At 55.0% G+C, this 16,311-nt stretch carries 11 protein-coding genes; 8 read left to right on the top strand and 3 right to left on the bottom strand.

From position 1 onward, the window contains the following. Positions 1 to 54: 54 nt before the first annotated feature. Complete coding sequence (locus ACR0LW_RS16240) at positions 55 to 1,101, bottom strand: ABC transporter ATP-binding protein (RefSeq protein WP_480780121.1); 1,047 nt, start codon at positions 1,099 to 1,101, stop codon at positions 55 to 57. A 106-nt stretch (positions 1,102 to 1,207) separates the two neighbouring features. On the opposite strand from ACR0LW_RS16240, the gene ACR0LW_RS16235 reads away from it, so the two are divergent. From ACR0LW_RS16235 to ACR0LW_RS16205, 7 genes are all read left to right on the top strand, one after another. Beyond that, positions 1,208 to 2,212, top strand: a complete 1,005-nt coding sequence (locus ACR0LW_RS16235) for a nuclear transport factor 2 family protein (RefSeq protein ID WP_480883286.1) — start codon at positions 1,208 to 1,210, stop codon at positions 2,210 to 2,212. Continuing rightward, positions 2,209 to 3,093 carry an amidohydrolase family protein gene (locus tag ACR0LW_RS16230; RefSeq protein WP_480883284.1) on the top strand — a complete coding sequence of 295 codons (885 nt, stop codon included), beginning with the start codon at positions 2,209 to 2,211 and terminating at the stop codon, positions 3,091 to 3,093. Before ACR0LW_RS16235 ends, ACR0LW_RS16230 begins: the two co-directional genes overlap by 4 nt. 131 nt (positions 3,094 to 3,224) lie before the next feature. Next, positions 3,225 to 3,362, top strand: a complete 138-nt coding sequence (locus ACR0LW_RS16225; protein ID WP_480883282.1) for a hypothetical protein — start codon at positions 3,225 to 3,227, stop codon at positions 3,360 to 3,362. Positions 3,363 to 3,664: 302 nt separating this feature from the next. Beyond that, a complete protein-coding gene (locus ACR0LW_RS16220) occupies positions 3,665 to 5,167 on the top strand; it encodes a B12-binding domain-containing radical SAM protein (protein ID WP_480883280.1) in 1,503 nt (500 codons plus the stop codon). Beyond that, a complete protein-coding gene (locus ACR0LW_RS16215; RefSeq protein ID WP_480883278.1) occupies positions 5,161 to 8,304 on the top strand; it encodes an ATP-binding protein in 3,144 nt (1,047 codons plus the stop codon). The genes ACR0LW_RS16220 and ACR0LW_RS16215 overlap by 7 nt, the downstream gene beginning before the upstream one ends. Positions 8,305 to 8,420: 116 nt before the next feature. Beyond that, positions 8,421 to 10,175 (top strand): amidohydrolase family protein, encoded by a 1,755-nt coding sequence (locus ACR0LW_RS16210; RefSeq protein WP_480883276.1) that lies wholly within the window; start codon positions 8,421 to 8,423, stop codon positions 10,173 to 10,175. Between the two features lie 413 nt (positions 10,176 to 10,588). Next, a complete protein-coding gene (locus ACR0LW_RS16205; protein WP_170452955.1) occupies positions 10,589 to 10,753 on the top strand; it encodes a hypothetical protein in 165 nt (54 codons plus the stop codon). Between the two features lie 139 nt (positions 10,754 to 10,892). On the opposite strand, the gene ACR0LW_RS16200 is transcribed toward ACR0LW_RS16205, so the two are convergent. Next, a complete protein-coding gene (locus ACR0LW_RS16200; RefSeq protein WP_480883274.1) occupies positions 10,893 to 13,403 on the bottom strand; it encodes a CoA transferase in 2,511 nt (836 codons plus the stop codon). A 41-nt stretch (positions 13,404 to 13,444) separates the two neighbouring features. Continuing rightward, positions 13,445 to 15,112, bottom strand: a complete 1,668-nt coding sequence (locus tag ACR0LW_RS16195) for a GMC family oxidoreductase (RefSeq protein WP_480883272.1) — start codon at positions 15,110 to 15,112, stop codon at positions 13,445 to 13,447. 169 nt (positions 15,113 to 15,281) lie between these two features. Between ACR0LW_RS16195 and ACR0LW_RS16190 the strand changes: the two genes are divergently transcribed. Beyond that, positions 15,282 to 16,193, top strand: a complete 912-nt coding sequence (locus ACR0LW_RS16190; protein ID WP_170452961.1) for a LysR family transcriptional regulator — start codon at positions 15,282 to 15,284, stop codon at positions 16,191 to 16,193. Positions 16,194 to 16,311 lie beyond the last annotated feature (118 nt).

Here is a 16,311-nt window from a genome sequence, read left to right as displayed (position 1 = left end):
CGCGCACAAAGTTCTGGTCCCGAGGCTGATCCCCGGTGATTTACGGGGCTACTTTCAGATCCGTTCGCCGGTTTGGCCGTCAAACAGATGGCAAATCTCGACCGGCACCGAGATCGACACCATGTCGTCAATTTCAGCCCGGAAATTCTTGTCGGCCTTCACGGAAACCAGCGCGCCACCAACGCGAACCGAGATCATCGTCGCGTCGCCCAGCAACTCCTGGGTATAGATCGGAGCATTGATTTGCCCCTGCCCGTTCTCCGCAAGCGTGGCATCTTCTGCGCGGAACCCCAGTGTCAGCGGGCCCTCGGGCGCTTGCACGCCAGGAATTTCCACGTTCTTCGTGACAAAAACACCGTTGCGCACCTCGCCTTCCATCAGGTTCATCGCCGGGTTGCCGATGAAGCTGGCGACAAATGTGTTGGCAGGCGTGTCGTAAATCTCGGTCGGGCTGCCCACTTGCTGCACGACGCCCTTCTTCATAACGACCACACGATCAGCAAGGGTCATCGCCTCGATCTGGTCATGCGTTACGTAGATGGTTGTCACCGCAAGCTCGTGGCTCAGGTTCTTGATCTGAGCGCGCGTGGAAACCCGCAGCTTGGCGTCTAGGTTCGAAAGCGGCTCGTCCATCAGGAAGACATTCGGCTCGCGCACAATTGCGCGCGCCAGGGCGACGCGCTGACGCTGACCACCGGACAGTTCCGCCGGTTTGCGATGCAGAAAATCATCAAGTTCGACCATAGCCGACGCGCGGCGCACCTTGTCGTCATGGGTCGACGGGTCAATGCCGCGCACTTTCAGCGGAAATCGGATGTTTTCGTAGACGTTCATATTCGGGTAGAGCGCATAGGACTGGAACACCATCGCCACGTCGCGGTCCTTGGGCTCCATATCGTTGACGCGCACCCCATCGACCAGAATGTCGCCTTCGCTGGCATCTTCCAAACCCGCAATCATGCGCATGGTCGTCGTCTTGCCGCAGCCCGAGGGCCCCAACAATACAAGGAATTCCTTGTCAGCTATGGTCAGATCGAAATTGTCGACGCCGACAAACGAACCCCATCGCTTGCCAACATTCCGCAATTGAATCTCGGCCATCAGCCCCTCCCGTCAGATTTTTTTGCATACGCTTGCATTGACGGTAGACTTAACTGCGGCATTTTGGCAAGATTTTTTTGCAATCGTATGCAGGGAGCGCCTTCACATGCCAGATTTTTCGGCGGAAAAACAAGTCATAAGAAACTTCTACGCCAAGCTGGACACTGCCGAACCGGGGACTGAAAGCAGCGTTTTGGCCGAGTTCTACGGCTCGAATCACATATGGCGAGGCTTTCATCCCTTTGACGAAATTCACAACGCTGCAGAGGTCGCGCACACCTTCTGGACCCCATTGAAGACTGCCCTGAAAAACCTGCAAAGACGGCAGGATATCTTTATGGCCGGGGCCAACGAGAGTGATGATTTCTCGTCGGTCTGGGTTGTTTCGATGGGGCATTTGATGGGGTTGTTCGATGCACCCTGGCTGGGCATCCCACCGACCGGCAAACTGGCGTTTCTGCGGTATTGCGAATTCAACAGGGTCGAAAACGGGCAGATCACCGAGACAGCCATGTATTTCGACATACCGCATCTGATGCTGCAAGCTGGTTTGCAGCCCTTTCCACCGCAAACGGCAGCGCAGCTTGTTCAGCCCGGACCCATGACCCATGACGGGTTGATTTTCGAACCGCAGCCTCCTGAAGAAGGGCAAAAGACCCTTGCCGCAATCAACGCGATGATCGCAGATCTCGGCCAATGGAACAGCGGTCTGAGCCTTGAGGATGAACTGCGGCGCACATGGCACGAAGACATGCTGTGGTGGGGGCCGACCGGCATCGGCGCGACCTACACGATCAAGCGGTATGCCAAACAGCATGCCGGGCCATTCCGGGCCGGGTTCACGGACCGGTCAAAGACCAAACATATCTGCCGCATCGCCGAGGGGCACTACGGGGGGTTCTTCGGATGGCCCAATTTCACCGCACGGCCCACCGGTGGTTTCATGGGCATGCCCGCCACAGACAAGGCGGGTGAGTTCCGCGTCATCGACATCTACCGCCGCGCCGGAGACAAGCTGGCCGAAAACTGGATCTTCATCGATCTGCTGCATTTCTGGAAACAGCAAGGCATCGATATTCTTGAACGCACACAAGAGGTGCCGCGCACATGACCGGCTGGATCGACGCCCATCACCATCTTTGGGATCTCGGGGCGGTTCACTACCCCTGGCTGATGGCCCGCGGGGTAAAGCGCTTTTTCGGGGATCCGACGCCAATTCAAAGAAACTACTTACTGGATGAATTCCGGTCCGACGCACAAGCCAACGGCATTCGCGCCTCGGTTCACATTCAGGTCGGCGCTGAAGACGGTCTGGCCGAGGCTCGCTGGGTTCAATCTGTTGCCGATGCCAATCCCGATTGGCCAATGGCGCAGGTCGTTTTCTGTGATCTCACCGCACCGGATCTGCCCGACCAACTCGACGCGTTCCAAAACCTAAACACAGTGCGCGGCGTGCGCCAGATCGTCGGGCGTGCACCGGGCGAGGATGCCCGGACCGGCACCAATGCCCTGTTGGACGACCCCCGCTTTCTCGCAGGATTGCAGGAGGCAGGGCGCGACGGGCTGAGCTTTGACTTGCAACTCATCCCCGAGCTTTACGCAAAAACCGCCCACATCCTTGCGCAAGCCCCGGACACGCAGATAGCGCTCTGCCACGCGGGCTCGCCTCATGACCGGAGCGCTGACGGTTTGGACCAGTGGGCTGAAGATCTGCGAGCATTGTCAGAGCTGCCCCACATAACATGCAAGTTGTCCGGTTTGGGCATGTTTGATCACAGTTGGTCAGGTCAGAGCATTCGTCCGATCATTGATACTTGCCTCGCGCAGTTCGGAATGAACCGAGTGATGTTCGGGTCGAACTTTCCAGTCGACAGCCTCTACAGTGACTATACAACACTGATGAAAGCCTTCCGCGATCTGATCCCAGATCAGGCCAAGTCAGCAGTATTTCGCGAAACCGCGGAACGGTTTTATCGATTTGGTACTTCTTAGAGCGGTTAGCGGGTGCGTTGAAGATCTGGAAGCAGGTCAGAGCCAGCAGGCTTTGCGGCGGACATATTTCAAGTCTGTTCAGGTCAATCCCAACGACTAGGCTCAGCACCCAAACTACTGGATGCTGCAAAATGCAACAGAATCCAGCAGTGTCCGACCCTGTCAATCGAGAGCGATCCTTTGCGCTCGACTACAGCTGGGCGCGCGAGATTCTGTGTTACACTCAGGTCTTCAAGGCTTCGAAAATACAGATCACTTTCGAGCTTTGATCGTGCAGTATCGTGCCGGTCACCTACGGCTATTCGCCCCAAGCCGGACAAGCCGATACCCCAACGTTGTCGCTATTTTTTTGATTTCCAAACAACACGTTACCCGGAAATCAATGAATTAGTGACTCAAGAGTGTCTATTAGCTTAAACTTTATCCATTAACGGGTCGAGGTATTTCAATGAAATTGAATTCCAAAGAGCCTAGCTCTGAGAGTGGGTATCCTGAAACCAATATCATCATAATTTGTGCGCGCCTTCTTCAGGATCGATCTGAAAGAGGATCGCGCGATTTCTTACAATCAATGAGCGCGCTTCACTTGGGATCATTGATTGATCGGAAAAAATATAATCTGAAAATTCATTTGGAAGATTGGCATGGCCCATACAATTGCGCCGAGACTACTGGTGTGGATATCTGCGTTCTGACCGGACTCCAAACGGATTTTGACCGCATGCGGCAACTTGCATATTCCTTTCGAAGCGCCGGTGCAAAGGTGGTCGCCGGGGGTAGTTTGTGCACGCTGTTTCCAAGATTCGCCAGTCAATTTTTTGACACCGTCTGTGCAGGCGGGGTGGAAGCGTTCCGGGATTTTCTAACCGACTACGAAATTGGCGAAACGAATGAGATCTATTATTCGTCGTCGCATCAGATTCGAGATTATGAGATTGATCACGGTTTGCTTTCAGAGAATGGAATCGACCTGCCGCTTCATTTAATCGAGGCGTCACGTGGATGCAGCTTTCGTTGTGATTTCTGTGTTCTTCCGGCAGAAAATGCCCTGCACGCTAAATACAAATTGGAGCGGGTGGCCGCAACGATCGACGACGCAATCAAAAAAAGCCCGTCGGGCAGCGCTCGCGCCAAATACCCAATTATCTGGTTCATCGACAACAACTTTATCGACAACCGCGCCCACATGAAGGCAGTAGTCAACCTTCTTGCCCGCAACCCAAAAGTCAAAGCGTGGGGCGCAATGCTCACGCAAGATGCTTTGCGGGACCGGGATTTGATCAATCTTCTTGTTCAATCAAAATGCAAATACGTCTTTGTTGGAATTGAGTCGCTTGATGAGAATTTTCTGAAGAGCCACAGAAAAAAGCAAAACCTGTCACGCAGATCGAACGTCATCGACGACGTTATTTATGCCGAAAAGCAGGGTTTGTGTGTCGGATACGGGTATCTCTTTGATCCTGAGACAACATCTGTCGAGACAATGCGCCGACAATTGCGCAACATTGGCGATATGCGTAATTTTCCGCTTCCCTGTTATTGCAGTTTTGTGACGCCCTTACTCGGAACCGGTTTTTTTTGGAAGTGCGTCCGCGAGAGGCGCCTTATGCCCAATGTCCGTCTGCGAGATCTGGATTGCGAGACTATCGTGGTAAACAACACGATTAGCTCCCATGATGAAATTACGGTTTTCGCTCGAGAAATGCTTGAGAGCCCCGGACGTCTGTTTGGCTGGGCAAATGTTGTTTCATCAACACTGTACCGGCTTTTCCGGACTCGCAGTCTTAATCCATATTTTTGGTTTATTGCTGTACGTTCCAACCTGCGCATGATGTCTTTTGCCTCAAGATATTCAGATGTGGCAGAGCGCAGTTTCATCGCCGGCCAAGATCGTCTGGATCCTCAATATGCTAATATACCGGACGGCATTACCGAGGCGGATCGAAGAAAGTATTTCGAGCCAATTATGATAACCGGCAACGACGGACAACTGGCAAGTTGGCTGATGGATGCTGCGCCCAAAGATGTATTGGAAACCGACGAGATGCACTTGATGGAGGCGCATTCATGCTGAAGGGTCAAAACTCGCAATCGTCAGGCGGCGAAAGACGTCAGATTACAGCTTTGTTTTGTGATCTCGTTGATTCCACCCAGTTGTCACAACATATTGACCCCGAGGACTTGCACAGCATTCTAGAAGGATTTCGCGAGGAATGTATGAATGCGGCCCGGGCGGCGAATGGGAAAATTGGCGGCTTTTCCGGGGACGGTGTTCTTGTTTACTTCGGTTACCCAACCGCTCACGAGGATGCCCCTCGATTTGCAATTTCGACCGGGCTGGAGATTGTGCAACGCATATCAAAACTCAACGAACGGTTCTCTCTCGCGCTCGACAAACAGCTGCAGATACGTATCGGTATTCACACCGGAATAATGTTTGCGAACGATACGGGGGCTGACGAAGGGCCGGAGGCTGCAGAGATCGTTGGCGATGTTCCCAACGTAGCCTATCGCGTCCAAGGAATGGCAGAACCCAACTCGATTGTTATCAGCGCAAATACCCAACCACTGGTCTCTGGTTATTTTGACCTTGAAACGATGGGGACGGTCGAGCTTAAGGGTGTTTCTGTTCCGATAGAGCTGTTCCGCGTCGCTTCCAGCCGCGATGTGCCCAACAAGCTCTCCATCCGGCTTAATAAAGTTGTCAGCCCTCTTGTGAATCGTACAAGCGAGCTAAGAATTCTCGAGGAGACGTGGAAGAGTACGACCGAAGGTCAGGGTCGCTGTATTGTCCTGATAGGGGAAGGTGGGATAGGAAAATCCCGCCTGATCAGGGTGCTGCGCAAACAGCTTTCAGCTCAGGGTAATGCCAATATTCTATCTCTTTATGGCTCAGCAGAGCATAAGAATGAGGGGTTCTTTCCCATCTTCGATGGAATAGCGCGGCTATTGGCTTTGAACATGCCGGACGCGACCCACAACACCCCTGCTCAATTACACGAACTACTAAGTGAAGCAGAATTCGATGGCTCAGATCTCGCGAATTCCCTATCGCAGTTCTTAACCAAGGAACCCAAGCAAACGAGCGAAACGAGAGATTCCTGGGAGCTTCGCCAAAAGCTGGTTTCTGATCTGATCCAGTTTATTCTCTCACTTGCGGAACAGAAGCCGTTGCTTGTCATTCTCGAAGACGCGCACTGGGTCGATCCTTCAACGATGGAACTGTTCGGCCGTTTGATCGCGGAGATTTCATCACGGCAAATTATGATAGCAATAAGTTCGCGTGAACCGATCGCTATGCTAGCCGGAACCCTCGCAGTTGAAGTCGCGTTGGACCCGCTTACTCGCGATGATAGCAGAAGATTATGCCTGCAAGTGGCTGATGAAGAAACTTTGGTAACCGACGCGGTTGACGCGATTGTCGCTCGGGCCGATGGAAATCCATTGTTTATTGAAGAGGTCACTCGCGTATTTCTCGACGCCGCCGACAAGGAAAGTCATTACGAGTCAGGTACCAGCGGATTCCGTGTTCCCGCGACACTGCGGGATTCTTTGATGGCCCGATTGGACAAGCTGGGTCCGGAAAAGGAGCTTGCGCAAGTTGCCGCCGTTTTTGGCCGCAGTTTCGACAGGGCGGGTCTGAGTGCAATACTCGGATGGGATGAACTTGAAATCGATCAGGCACTGGAATCCTTGCTTGCGGCGGGACTGATCTTCAGGGTTATTCGAGACCCTTCCACTGATTATCGCTTCAAACATGCGTTGGTGCGAGATGTGGCCTATCTGTCCCTGCCGAAACCGCGGCGACGGGAATTGCACAAGGTCGCGCTGGACTTTCTCAGAAAGATGCCTTCCGACCGCAGTTCCTGTTCGCCGCTTGTACTTGCACAACACGCGTCCCGGGCGGGATTTGCCAAGATCGCGGCGACCTACTGGCTGCAGGCGGCGCAGCTTTCGTTAAATGGATCATCCAATCTGGAGGCAATCGCAAACCTTCGCCATGCGCTGGAAGAGGCAGAAAAACTGCCCGAAGGGCAAGAACGGGATCAGTTGGAGTTGGCGGCGCAAACTGCGTTGCTGGGACCATTGTTTGCAACCAAGGGCTTTGTGGCGAGCGAGGTTGAAACCGCAAGTGATCGCGCGCTTGAACTGTGCCACAAACTTAATGACACACAACGTTTATTTCCGCTGCTATACGCGCGTTGGGTTTCACGGCAAACTGCCGGAGATGTTTATTCCGCACTGTCGCTGGCCCAAGAGTTTCTGTCGCGGGCCCGGCGCGAGTCGCACGACGACGCAATTCTCGTAGGGCTGCGCCTAAGCGGGTTCTCACTCTTCTTGTCGGGCCGCCCCGCCGAAGCGCGCGAGCACCTGGAAGCGGCCTTGCATCAATACCAATCTGAACGGCATCGTGATCTCGTCTACTTCTATGGCACCGATGTACGTGTGATGGCACTGTGCAGCCTGGCGCTGGTCTGTTGCGCCGAGTGCCGCGGTGGTGAAGCCAGCAGGCTGATCGAGCGTGCGTTGGTTGAAGCGAAGGAATTGAACCATGCGCACACGCTGGGCTATGCGTTGTCATTCGCGCATTTTGTAAAGCTGAACACCGCGCAGTTCGACGAAGCTGAAACGATCTCGGAAACCATCTTTGACTTTGCAAAAGAGCGCAACATGCCGTTCTGGGAGGTGCTCGCTGACGAATGCCTAGGCATTGTCGGGATCATGCAAGGGCATGCTGCAGAAGCAGTCAATCGCTTGGAAAGAGGTTTGGCGATACATGCCGAGACCGGGGACAACTTCGCTGAGCCGTTCAAGCTGGTTTTCCTGGCGAAAGCGTATGCGACGTTGGGAAGGCAGGATGAGGCGTTAACGGCCTTGCAAAGCGCCGAAGAGGCAGTCGAAACCGGAGGAGAACTTTGGGCCCAACCAGAGGTCATTCGAGCCAAAGCCGATCTGCTCGCCGCAGGGCGGGCTGCTGATCCGACTGCCATTGAGGCCTTGTATTGTTCATGCATAGAGCAAGCCCGCGAACAAGGGTTCAAGTCACATGAGTTACGCGGCGCCCTGTCGTTCGCGGAATTCTTGGGCGCAACCGGGCGGCCTCGTGAAGCCGCCCAGGCGCTTATGCAAGCGGCAGAGGGGTTGGACCCAGCCGCTGACAGCAAGGAAGCCGAAATGGCGCGCGCGATTATCGAGGGCCTGTCGAGCTGATCATCCCTCGAATTTGGAGCAAGTGCCAACAAAGTAGCATTCCTTCTTGCTGCAACCAGCAGGACAACGGTGCCGAGGGGCCAAAAACTCCCGGCGGGACAAGACCGGAGTAAAAGATGGCCAACCAAACCAAGAAACTCTCACCAGGGACCGGTCGCAGGCTGTTCATGAAGGGCGTCGCAGCGCAACTTTTGCTCAGCGGTTGTACGGTCTGGCCGCCACGCGCTTCCACTAGGCAACTGCCGATTCGAGCAATCGACCCCCACTGCCATGTTTGGAACGCGTCCGACATGCCGGCTTGGGGTTTCGTCTACTATGTGCTGCTAGGTCACGATGAAGAATTCGGGCACCCCGTAGGGGTGAAGAAAAAGATTTATGACCCATTGGTGGCTTTCTACGTAAACCTCATTTTTGGAAAGGCCACCACTGCCAGAGAAGAGCTAGAATTGCTCAGCGATGAAGGGTTAGAGGCAACAGCAAGGGCTAAGTCGGACGAGGAGTTTGAAGATGATTTGGCAAAAACATTGGATTTCTTTCTCAACCGACCAACCGTGGCATCGCAGTTATATGGCGTCGACGCCCAACCCTTGCGCGATATGATCGTCAAGGATCTCAAACTGACGCCTGACGGTTCCGAGTATAACTCGAGGACAGCTGCGCGCCGCGCGATGCGAAGCCGTTCCGTTCTCTTTGCACCTTTAGTGTTTGTGCGACACATGCGCCAAAACCGGTCGTTTCTGATAAAAGAAATGAACCGGATCTATGGTGGCGAAGCACGTGTAGGATTGTTCACTCCGGCGCTTATCGACATGAAGGCCTGGCTGGCTGGGGAGCCAGGACAGGAGTGCAATCTACCTGTGCGCAGAAACACCTACAGGGGCGATGTGCGTGACGACCAGCGTTCAAAACTGATCGATCAGCTTATTCTTATGGATAAGTTGCAGCAAAAGCGATTTGACACGCCGTTTCACTGTATGGTCCCTTTTGATCCTTGGCGTCAGGCACGGGATAGACAAAAAGGACGCTCAGAACATTCGAAAGGGGATAATCACACTCGGGAAAGCGCGCAGCAGCTTTCTGCGTTGGGCATGGTGCAATGGGCTATTGATTGTCTCGGTTTTGTCGGCGTGAAGATTTATCCGGCAATGGGGTTCAAGCCATTGGAAAACGGTAAATTTGATCTATACCCGTGCCGCGCGATCAAAGAATTTCGACAGTTTCACAAAGAGTTAGATAAATCGCTCGAGGAGCTCTACAGGTGGTGCGTCAATGACGAAAATGACGTACCAATCTTGACCCATGCATGGAACAGTCAGGCTCCGGCCGATGGGCTGGGCAAACGGGCTAATCCAAAATACTGGCGGCCAGTACTCAAAAAGCATGAGTTTTCGAAACTTCGAATTTGTCTTGCGCACAATGTTGGACTTAAGCCGAATAAAAAAGGGGAGCTTCCAAAATGGACACATGAGTTTGGGAAGACAATGAATCTTCCTGATCGAGCTGTTTATGCCGATATCTCTGATTTAGGGGACATCCTGCTTTGGAAGAACAACTTAAGTAAATATGCCAGAGGTTTACGCGATTTCGTCGATGACTATGACGAAGACTGTAACCGGTTAATGTATGGCAGTGACTTCGCTGCTCTAAGCCGAACGCCACGCTACGCGCGGTATCCGGACAGAATGAACGCATTACTTGATGCCGCCGGATTTGACGAAGCGCAAAAGCACCGTTTCTTCCAGAAAAATGCGTTGGATTTTTTGGGTTTGCGCCCAGGCAGGAAAGCCTACGAACGCCTGCGTGAATACTATGCGCGACATGGCCTGAGCTTCGAGCGAATATCGAGCTTTAGTCAGTCAACTAAAACTTGACTGTCCAGCCGTGGATCTTTGTCGATGTCGAAAATGATTGGTCAAGCCTGTTTCCACAGTGTTTTCGTCGCGGCGTTTTGCCAGTTCGCTGGGATCTGGACCCATTGATTTGGTTGCCCTCGACGCGCCGAGATTATCAAAACTCTGAACTTCAGGAGGCGAGATGAGCAACTTGCTTTGGTTGACCGACGAGCAGATGGCTAGATTGAGTCTATACTTCCCAAGGGTCATGGCAAGCCATGCATGGATGAAAGGCACATGGTGCGGGGGTTATCTTCTTCAGTCGCAACGGCAGGAGATGGTCGGACGCTCCGCCCGCCACATACACTTCACGACCGCTGTTAGCGTTGAAAGTAAGTGGCAAACGCCATTGGTCAGAGCGCCGCTGAAAACAGGGTGTGTTTGCCCGGATCATGGAAGGGCTGACCGCCGAGCTTTCCGATCACAAGGCTATCATGATCGATGCAACCTATCTGAAGGCACATCGCACGGCTTCAAGCCTGCGGCAGGAATCCCGACAGGTCGGTGTCACCCTGATGGCGGTAAAGGCTGCACTCCGGACCAATTTCCGCCGATAGGAAAGGAAAGATACAGCGAACGGCGGCAATACGGACTGCAAACGCGGCATTTGGAGTGCAAGCCTAGGGTCCGAAATAGGCCACCAATTGCAAAATGGACTTGCCTCTACTCCCAGCGACAATCGACCCGGGTATTCACCTAGCTCGGCAGGTATTCCTCACTCCAAGACTCGGCGACATCGCGGGATTTGATCATCACTTCGATGGCCTCGCTCGAATAGCCAATTTCACCGAGGATCGTGCGGGTTGAAGTACCGAACTTCTCGGATGGCTCGACGGCAAAAACCTTTGCACGGGTTGGGCGCACCGCGTAGGGATCAAGCTGTGTGACTTCATGCCCGCTGGGGTGATCGGGATATATCGAGAAAGAGTAGCTGCCGTTTTCGGAGCCCGGTGTGCCATCCGCCACGCGTGAATTCCTCGCCCGCAAGGCGTCAAGGTTTTCGCAGATTGCCACGCCGATATCGGCGGCGCGCAGCTTTTCCACCCAATCCGACGCAGGCAGGGATTGGAAAGCCGTCGCCAGATAGGCGGCGCGGTCTTCTTCTGGCAGATCAGGCAAATCCTCCAAGCCTTCGACTTTGCGGAACCTCGGTAGGTCGGCTTCGTAGGCGCTGAGCAGGACGTAGCGACCTGATGCGGTGCTATAGAACCGGGTCAATGCATCATAGCCATTTGCCTCGGGGCCTGATGGCTCGTCAAATAGCCCACGGCCCTTGTAATCAAAAGCAAAGGGGATCTGCAAAAGGCCGCTATTGGAACTGAGCGAGGTGCGCCCGCGCCCAATCCGACCGAAGCGGTATTTTTGATAAAGGGCTGCCGCTACGCCAAGCGCGCCACCAAATCCGCACATAACGTCGATCGTGCCCACATGGGCGTGCTCCTCTGGTCGGTCCATGGCACCACCAAAGCGCAGCATGATGCCGGTTGTCGCCTGAACCAGATCGTCATAGCCGATGTAATCGGTCCGCGTGCCCCGGCGGACACCGCTGAAACAATCGAGCTTGCAGAACAGCGCATCCGGGTTGAGCTTGCGCAGGCTATCGGCATCAAGACCCATTTTCCTGATCTGATTGTCCGGTGCGTTCCAAACGATGACATCAACAGACTTCACAAGGTCTTCGAATACCCGGCGTCCGTGATGCGAGGTGATGTCTGCCAGAACAGAGCGTTTGCCGCGCATTTGCGACATGCCATAGATGACGGTGTTCCAACTGTCATACATCGGCACGGATGGGTCGAGCTTGATCACCTCGGCCCCGAAGCGTGCCAGATAGCTGGCCGAATGCGGGCCCGCGATCACATTGCACAGGTCCAGAACCCGCACGCCAGACAGCCAGCCTTCTTTGGCGGCTGTGTCACAAGGGGCTGGGATCTCGGTGCGGTGTTTCTGCAAAAGTTTCAGCGCTTCGTCGAAGTCGACCCATCGGCGGGGCTCGGGCTGCAATGCCTCTTCACCGCTTTCTTCCATCCAAACCACCGGGCCGGGTTGCGTCATGTCCCCGTAGATCGGGTCGTGAACGTCGATCATCAGCCCCGAGGTCTCGGCATATTCGTCGTGAATCCATTCCTGCAGCCAGCGCTGCGGCGCGCCGGGGATCAGCCCACGGCCGAACATTTTCTTCCACTCGTGCGATGTGCGGGTCATGAAGACCTCTTTCATCCGCGCGGCGATCTTGTCGGCCCAGAACTTCGGCATCGGATAAACACCCAGCGAGGTGTCGTGTGTCCATTCCGACCATGGTTTGTATGTGTCTTCTTCCGATGTCAGCCCGTCCGCGACCAATTCGTCATAAATGCCGAGCACTTCCAGACAGCGGCGGGCGTGGTTCTTATGGCTGGGGCAGACCACGTAGAACATGCGCCCGTCCTTGCACATGTAGCTGCGGAAGAACGGGTCCAGCAGCTCCTGCAGATCTTCATATGCAACATTCATCGGCAGGCCTTCGATGCGCCGGCGTTCAATCTCGACCTCGCGCTGGGTCAGATAGCGCTCGGGCATGTTTTCAACCTTGATCGAGTTGTAGCAGAGCCCCTCCATCACGGCGGCTGCCAAGGGAACTTCGATCTGGTCGCCAAGGCCAGTCACCTGACGGGACTGCAATGCCAATACCGTGGCAGAAGCCGCGATTTGCGAGGCGTAGGCTGAGGCAAGCGGCAGGGGAGAAAATGACGGGTTCAGCCCCATCAGAACCCGATTCAGCCCCATGTCGGTAAACACGCCCGAACTTGCCGCGACGATGCTTTCATAGGCACGCAACTCGCGCCGTTCTTCGTCGTTCGAGGCAAAACCGGGGATTGAGATCGTGATCAGCTCGGGCCTTTCGTCACGCATTGCCGCAAAGTCTATTCCAAGCGCGGCCAGTTTCCCGGGGCGGAAGTTCTCGACGATGATATCGGCCTCGGCGCAGAGCGTCTTGGCCCTGTCCAACCCCTCTGGTGTCTTGAGGTCCAGATTTACGATCACCTTGTTTCGGTTCAGAGCAGCATTAGCCGGGCTGTCCCACATCGGGCCATCAGGTGGGTCGATATGAACCACGGTTGCGCCCAGATCGCCTAGCAACATCGCAACAGCAGGGCCCGCGATGTACTGACCGAAATCGACGACCTTCACGCCGGTTAGCGGAAGATTGGAAAACGAATTGCGCATGGGTCCTCCCGGAAACTCTTATACCCGCATGTCGACGTGTCTTATTGGCCCGCCAGCATCCAGCCTGCGGCCTTTTCTGCGATCATGATCGTGGGTGAGTTGGTGTTGCCACTTGTGATCTCTGGCATGACAGAGGCATCGACCACGCGCAGGCCGGCCACGCCCTTCATGCGCAGATGCGGATCGAGAACGGCGGTTTCATCGTCCTCGCGGCCCATCTTGATCGTACCAACTGGGTGAAAGATCGTGCTGGCAATGTCGCCTGCCAACCGGGCCAGTTCCTCATCGGTTTGATATTGGATGCCCGGTTTGAATTCTTCTGGCTCGTAAGCTTCCATAGCGGGCTGAGCCATGATTTCGCGCACCTGCCGCAGGCTTTGGGCGGCCACTTTCCGATCTTCGTCTGTGTCCAGATAATTGGGCGTGATCTGGGGCGGCTGACGGAAATCCCAAGACGCGATGCGGACATGCCCACGGCTGGTCGGGTTCAGGTTGCAAACACTGACGGTGATAGCGGGGAAATCATGCAGGTCTTCACCAAACGCCTCAAGGCTCAGCGGCTGGACATGGTATTCGAGATTGGCGTGCGGGCGCGTCGGATCCGAACGGGTGAAAGCACCCAACTGGCTGGGCGACATGCTCATCGGGCCCGAGCGTTTCAGCACATATTCCAGACCGATCTTGGCCTTACCTACAAGGGAATTGGCCAAGGTGTTCAGCGTCTTGGTGCCCTTGACCTTGTAAACCGCACGGATTTGCAGGTGATCCTGCAGATTTTCGCCCACATAGGGCGCATCCATCACCACATCTATCCCATGCTCTTTTAAAAGGGCCGCCGGACCAATCCCCGACAGTTGCAGGATTTGCGGTGAGTTCACGGCACCAGCCGACAGGACCACCTCTTTTGAGGTCGCGACCGCAATGGGTTGTCCTTTGTGGTGAACGACCGCTCCGGTGCAATGCAATCGACCGTCTTCGCCTTTTTCAAAGGTCAGCTTCTCGACCTGCGCCTCGGTCCATATTGTCAGGTTCTGACGCGACTTGGCGGGGCGCAGAAACGCCTTGGAGGTATTCCATCGCCACCCCGCGCGCTGGTTGACGTCGAAATAGCCCACCCCGGCATTGTCGCCTGCGTTGAAATCATCGGTCTTTGGAATGCCGTTTTCGACCGCAGCATCGGCAAAACTGTCCAGAACATCCCAGCGCAGACGCTGTTTTTCGACCCGCCATTCACCGCCATGTCCATGCAGGTCGGAAAACCGGCTGTTGTCGCCGGTGTGCGGGTCGGCGCCATCGTCCAGCTTGTAGTGGTTCTCATGAGCCTTAAAGTCGGCCAGCGAGTTTTCCCAACTCCAGGCCTCTTCACCGGTAAGCTTGGCCCAGTTGTCATAGTCGCGGGCTTGGCCCCGCATATAGATCATCCCGTTGATCGAGGAGCACCCGCCGAGCGTCTTCCCGCGCGGGTAAAGCAGGCTGCGTCCGTTCAAACCTTTGGCTGGCTGGGTCTTGTACATCCAGTCTGCGCGCGGGTTGCCAATGCAGTAGAGATAGCCAACCGGGATGTGTATCCACGGATAGGTATCGGGCTTGCCCGCCTCAAGCAGCAATACCCGGTTCTTCGGGTCAGCACTCAGCCTGTTGGCCATCAGGCATCCGGCTGATCCGCCACCAATCACGATATAGTCGAACCTGTTAGCGCCGTCAGACATGTTCGTCTTCCACCTGTTCTGTCGTTTCGTTGCCAACTGCGCCGCGGGCGAAGCGATGAACCGTCCTGGTTCGTGCTGACCTAAGGCAAGCCGGTTTTGATGATTTCTGAAGCGCGCTTACAGAAAAAGCTAATGACAATTCGCACAATGCCATATTAGTAAATTTTATATGGACCGGTTTTCGAACATTAACACCATTCTGGCCTTTGTGACGGTGGCTCGTGAAGGCAGCGTTTCACGCGCAGCCGAGGTGTTGAACCTGACCCAACCGGCCATCAGCCATCAGATCAAGCGTCTTGGTGAAGAGACGGGGCTTACGCTGTTCAACCGAACGCCGACCGGGTTGCAGATTACCCATGACGGAGCGGCGGTCCTAGCGAAGGCGCAAAGAGTTCTCGATGCAGTCAGTGACTTCCACCGCAGCGCCCGCCAGCGCGTCGGTCGCCTGAGTGGAAAACTGACAATCGGCACGATCGTCGACCCGGAGTTCATTCGGTTGGGCCGTCTGTTGGCACATCTGCGCGCCGAGCATCCGGGCATCGAAACCGAACTGGTACATGGGGTCAGCGGAGACATCCTGACATGGCTCAGGCGGGGTCGGGTCGATGCGGGGTTCTACCTGTGTGGACCCGATGACCTTTCCAGCATCGAGTTGGACGGAGGCGATCCGGTGCACGCCATAAAGCTGGCCGATTTCACCTATCGCGTGATCGGGCCTGCTGGTTGGCAGAAGCAGGTGGAAAGCTCCGACTGGTCTTCGCTTGCAGCCCTGCCTTGGATTGGCACCCCCGAAGCCTCTGTCCACCATCGCCTTCTGGCCAAGGTTTTCGAAAGTCAGGACAGCCGCCCGAACGTGGTCGCCTTGGTGGATCAAGAAGCTTCGATGCTTGAAATGGTAAGATCCGGCATTGGCCTGAGCCTCTGCCGCGACTCCATCGCGCTCCATCAAAAACAATCCTTCGGACTTGCCGTCTGCAATTCTGTGTCGGTTCCTGCTTGCCTGTGTTTCGTGGCGTTAGAACGGCACAAGGATAGCCCGATGATAGCTGAGACATTCGACCTGCTGCACCGGTCCTGGTGAACTGGTTTTCAGAAGCGGCACAATGACTGACGTTGAAGCTGTGGCGGTTATCGAACCGCCCTGATCAGATGAAAGACCTTTTAGTCGCAAAAAAGGCAACACCTCGCCATTTTCGCCT

The organism is Ruegeria sp. N4 (assembly GCF_056531425.1).
This window is presented reverse-complemented; position numbering and strand designations above follow the sequence as displayed.

What these genes read in the sequence shown, in the direction of transcription:
- ACR0LW_RS16200 (WP_480883274.1), bottom strand. Translation starts at nt 13,403, where the DNA reads ATGCGCAATTCGTTTTCCAATCTTCCGCTAACCGGCGTGAAGGTCGTC.
- ACR0LW_RS16220 (WP_480883280.1), top strand. Translation starts at nt 3,665, where the DNA reads ATGAGCGCGCTTCACTTGGGATCATTGATTGATCGGAAAAAATATAAT.
- ACR0LW_RS16190 (WP_170452961.1), top strand. Translation starts at nt 15,282, where the DNA reads ATGGACCGGTTTTCGAACATTAACACCATTCTGGCCTTTGTGACGGTG.
- ACR0LW_RS16195 (WP_480883272.1), bottom strand. Translation starts at nt 15,112, where the DNA reads ATGTCTGACGGCGCTAACAGGTTCGACTATATCGTGATTGGTGGCGGA.
- ACR0LW_RS16225 (WP_480883282.1), top strand. Translation starts at nt 3,225, where the DNA reads ATGCAACAGAATCCAGCAGTGTCCGACCCTGTCAATCGAGAGCGATCC.
- ACR0LW_RS16235 (WP_480883286.1), top strand. Translation starts at nt 1,208, where the DNA reads ATGCCAGATTTTTCGGCGGAAAAACAAGTCATAAGAAACTTCTACGCC.
- ACR0LW_RS16230 (WP_480883284.1), top strand. Translation starts at nt 2,209, where the DNA reads ATGACCGGCTGGATCGACGCCCATCACCATCTTTGGGATCTCGGGGCG.
- ACR0LW_RS16210 (WP_480883276.1), top strand. Translation starts at nt 8,421, where the DNA reads ATGGCCAACCAAACCAAGAAACTCTCACCAGGGACCGGTCGCAGGCTG.
- ACR0LW_RS16240 (WP_480780121.1), bottom strand. Translation starts at nt 1,101, where the DNA reads ATGGCCGAGATTCAATTGCGGAATGTTGGCAAGCGATGGGGTTCGTTT.
- ACR0LW_RS16205 (WP_170452955.1), top strand. Translation starts at nt 10,589, where the DNA reads ATGGAAGGGCTGACCGCCGAGCTTTCCGATCACAAGGCTATCATGATC.
- ACR0LW_RS16215 (WP_480883278.1), top strand. Translation starts at nt 5,161, where the DNA reads ATGCTGAAGGGTCAAAACTCGCAATCGTCAGGCGGCGAAAGACGTCAG.